Raw genomic sequence first — 3,472 nt, forward strand, 5'->3', positions numbered from 1 at the left:
CACCCTCGTCCTCTACACCGACGGCCTCATCGAGCGCCGCCGGGAAGACATCGACACCGGCCTCGCCCGTCTCGCGGACGCCCTCACCCGCCACCGCGCCGCCGAACCCGAGTCCCTCGCCGACGCGCTGCTGTAGAGGAGGGTGTGGGTTTCCCAGTCGACGCAGGTCGTGACGGCGGTGGTGTTCTCGGCGCCGTCGACGGAGCGGGCGTACAGGCCGAGGACGTCGAGGGCCCGGGCCGGTCCGTCGGCGACGAGGGAGGCGGCGGCCAGGGCGCTGCGGAGCAGCCCCATGACGCAGGCGGCGTGCAGGCCGTGGCCGACGACGTCACCGACGGCGACGGCGATGCGATCGCCGGGCAGGTCGACGAGGTCGTACCAGTCGCCGCAGACGTTGAGGGAGCCGACCGCGGGCCGGTAGCGGACGGCGGCGAGGTGGTGCCCCACCGGCCGGGGGGCGGGGAGCATCGCATCCTGGAGGGCGAGCGCGACTTCGCGTTCGCGGGCATGGGCCTCACGCAGGCGTTCGTTGACCTCCTGCAGTTCCCGGGCACGGGTGTAGAGCTCCGCTTCCAGGACGCGGGCGCGGCCTTCTTCGGGGACGCCACGGGCTTTGATCAGCGCGGTGACCTCCTCGACGCGGTGGACCAGAAGGGCCACGTGTCCGTCCGGGCCGAGGATGGGGGCGTTGACCGGGCTCCAGTACCGTTCCTCCCACTCGCCGGGCCGTTCCAGGGATTCCACGTCGTAGCGCTGAAGGGCCATGGAGTCCCGCTCGCCTGTCTCGAGGACCCGTTTGAGGGAGGCCTCCAGGTTCCGGACACCGGTCGCGGCGGGGTCGTTGGGGTTGTCCGGGAAGACGTCGAACAGATGCCTGCCCACCAGCTGGTCCCGGGTGCGGCCGGACAGGCGCTGGAAGTCCTCGTTCGCGTCCGCGTAGCGAAGACCGGGTGTCAGCAGCGCCACCATCCCGGGAAGCGCCCGGAACACCGCCGCGTAGTCGATTCCCGCCTCCACCGTGACTCCCTGCCCGGTTGTCGGTACTTTGGGCCGATTCCATCATAGGGCGGGGGTGGTCTCGGCCGTGATCGCCCGGCGAGGCGCGCGGTCGGAGGGGAATGCCGCCGTACGGCGGCTCGGAGGTCGTCGCGACGGCTCGGCCGTGCGCCGAACCCTCAGGGCTGCCTGGGGGCGGGCAGCCGAGCGGTGCGGTCGGTGTCCAGCAGCGTGTCGACACCCGTCACGTGCAGCACGTCGGAAGGCTGCTCGCGAAGTCCGGTGACGAGAAGCCGGCCGCCGTCGGCCAGCAGGCGACGGCGTAGGCGGAGCAGGAGGTTCACGCCGGAGGAGTCCATGAAGGTCACCCCCGACAGGTCCATGTGGAGTGTCCCGCGTCGGGCAGGGGTGACGAGAGTCGCTTGCTCGAGCGCGGGACACGAGGCGAGGTCCATCTCCCCGCTCAACGCCATCAGTGTGATGTCGGGTCGGTGGTGCGTAAAGACTTCGAGGTTGGGCATGGTTCGTCCCCCGGCTCCGGGGTCGAGCCCATCACACCCCCGGACCGGGGGCGTCAAGCGCGTGACGTGGGGTCACGCACAGCCGAGCAAGACCACCCGCGCCGCGCCCCGGCCCGCTCGAGGGACCTGCAAGGACGGCTCGGGGTCTCCCACCAGACCAGGCTGGTCGTCCGTCGAGCGTCCCACAGAGCGAGGGGTGGCCGCCAGCACGCCGGGCCGCCGCACGTGGGGCGTCCGGCGCGCCGCTCTTCGCCCGCTGGACGGGCCGCCCTGCAGGAGGTGCGTGACGAAGCGGGATACCGTCGTACGGGACAGCCCTGAGGAACGATCCTGGTTGCGCTGCGACTCTCCGGGTACAGCGATGGAACATGGGGTGTCCCCTGGACACCCGGCCCCACTGAAAGTGATGTGTTCGTGACACTTCCCGGCGGCGACGGCCGCGCCGAGGGCTCGGGTGACGATCCGAGTGGCTGCGCGCAGGAGATCGCCGATGCCGTGGAGCGTCTTTCGGACCTGTGGTCCGTGGCTGCCCAGCAGGCGTCGGTGCGGTTCTCCCTCCACCAGTTGAGGGCGCTCCGGGCCCTGGAGAGAACGCCGGAAGTCAATGTCACGGGCTTGGCCGAGCGCATGGACATAGGGCTCCCCACGGCCAGCCGGCTGTGCGACCGGCTGGAGGCTGCGGGCATGCTGGAGCGCACGCTGCACCCTCGCAACCGGCGCGAGGTGCAGCTGAGGCTCACCGGTCAGGGGCGTCGCGTCCTGGAGGATGTGGCCTGTCGGCGCAACCGGGCGCTGGCCGGGGTCCTGGCCGCCATGGAACCCACGGAGCGATCGGCGCTGATCCGGGGGATGAAGGCCTTCGCCTCCGCCCAGGTGGATGCGTCGCCCCAGCCGCCGCGGGAACGCTGAGCGCTGTCCCGTCCGCCCGCCGTCGCGGTCGGGAGCCGGTCGGGACTGCCGGCACGGCCTGGGCAGAGCGCGGTGTCGGTCGTGCCGGCAGCGCGCGGGAGAACCTACGGTTCGTTGCTTCGGGGCGGCAGAGTGCGGCAGAGGAGCAGGCACACGTCGTCGTCGCGTTCGATGTCGTGCAGCAGGGGCTTGAGCAGCGACTCGGCGCAGGTCTCCAGGTCCTCGACCTCGGATCGGCCCAGGTCGGCCAGGGTCCGGCCGAGCAGCTCGATGCCCGGGTCGATGCCGTCGGCTCGCCGTTCCACCAGGCCGTCGGTGTAGAGGACGAGCGTCGAACCGGGAGGGAGTTCGGCGGTGTGGTCCTCGTACTCGAAGGGAAACGGCACGCCGAGCATCAGGCCGGGTCTGGCGTCGAGAACGCGCACGGTGCCGTCGGGTGCGCGGACCATGGCCGGCGGGTGCCCGGCGGCGGCCCACACGACGTGCGGGTCGCCGGGCCGGAAGCGGGCGATCACGGCGGTCGCGTACAGGTTCGGCTGCTGGTGGCGGAGCATGCGGTGCAGTCGGGTGAGGATGCGGGCGGGGCTGTCGTCCTCGATCGCGTAGGCGCGAAGAGCGGTGCGCAGCTGGCCCATGATGACGGCGGCGCGCAGTCCGTGTCCGGTGACGTCCCCGACCACGGTCAGCAGGCTGCCGTCGGGTTGGGGAAAGGCGTCGTACCAGTCTCCCCCGATGTTGAGTCCTCGTGTGGCGGGCAGGTAGCGGGCGGCCAGGCTCAGGTCCTCGACGCGGGGCAGATCGGTGAGCTGGGCACGCTGCAGGGTCTCGGCGGTGTCCCGGTGCTGTTCGTACCGACGGGCGTTGTCCAGGGCGATGGCGGTCCTGCGGGCGAGTTCGACCAGCATCACGCCGGTGTCCTCGTCGAAGCGGTCGCCCGGTGCGGTCAGGGTGAGCACGCCCGAGGTGCGGTGTGCGGTCAGGGGGACCGCGAGCAGGGGCCGGTCCGGGGACAGCGCGGAGGGCGGGAGGTCGTCGATGCCCGGGAG

The 3,472-nt window shown here is 71.9% G+C and carries 4 protein-coding genes and 1 pseudogene; 2 read left to right on the forward strand and 3 right to left on the reverse strand.

Annotation, left to right across the window (positions count from 1 at the left end; all coding sequences use genetic code 11):
* Positions 1–49 precede the first annotated feature (49 nt).
* A complete protein-coding gene (locus tag EAO71_RS40245) occupies positions 50–136 on the forward strand; it encodes a hypothetical protein (RefSeq protein WP_410094369.1) in 87 nt (28 codons plus the stop codon).
* On the opposite strand, the pseudogene EAO71_RS37050 reads toward EAO71_RS40245, so the two are convergent.
* A pseudogene (locus EAO71_RS37050) lies at positions 124–969 on the reverse strand (PP2C family protein-serine/threonine phosphatase); the annotation flags it as partial. The gene EAO71_RS40245 and the pseudogene EAO71_RS37050 sit on opposite strands and share 13 nt — an antisense overlap.
* 206 nt (positions 970–1,175) lie before the next feature.
* Positions 1,176–1,517 (reverse strand): STAS domain-containing protein, encoded by a 342-nt coding sequence (locus tag EAO71_RS37055; protein ID WP_147982172.1) that lies wholly within the window; start codon positions 1,515–1,517, stop codon positions 1,176–1,178.
* Between the two features lie 408 nt (positions 1,518–1,925).
* On the opposite strand from EAO71_RS37055, the gene EAO71_RS37060 reads away from it, so the two are divergent.
* Positions 1,926–2,426: a MarR family winged helix-turn-helix transcriptional regulator gene (locus tag EAO71_RS37060; RefSeq protein WP_147982173.1), complete on the forward strand. Its 501-nt coding sequence runs from the start codon at positions 1,926–1,928 to the stop codon at positions 2,424–2,426.
* A 104-nt stretch (positions 2,427–2,530) separates the two neighbouring features.
* Here the strand turns inward: EAO71_RS37060 and EAO71_RS37065 are convergent.
* A partial coding sequence (locus EAO71_RS37065; protein ID WP_147982174.1) for a PP2C family protein-serine/threonine phosphatase occupies positions 2,531–3,472 on the reverse strand: 942 nt, incomplete at its 5' end.

It is taken from the genome of Streptomyces sp. MS191, from assembly GCF_008042125.1.
In the GTDB taxonomy this organism is placed as follows: Bacteria; Actinomycetota; Actinomycetes; order Streptomycetales; family Streptomycetaceae; genus Streptomyces.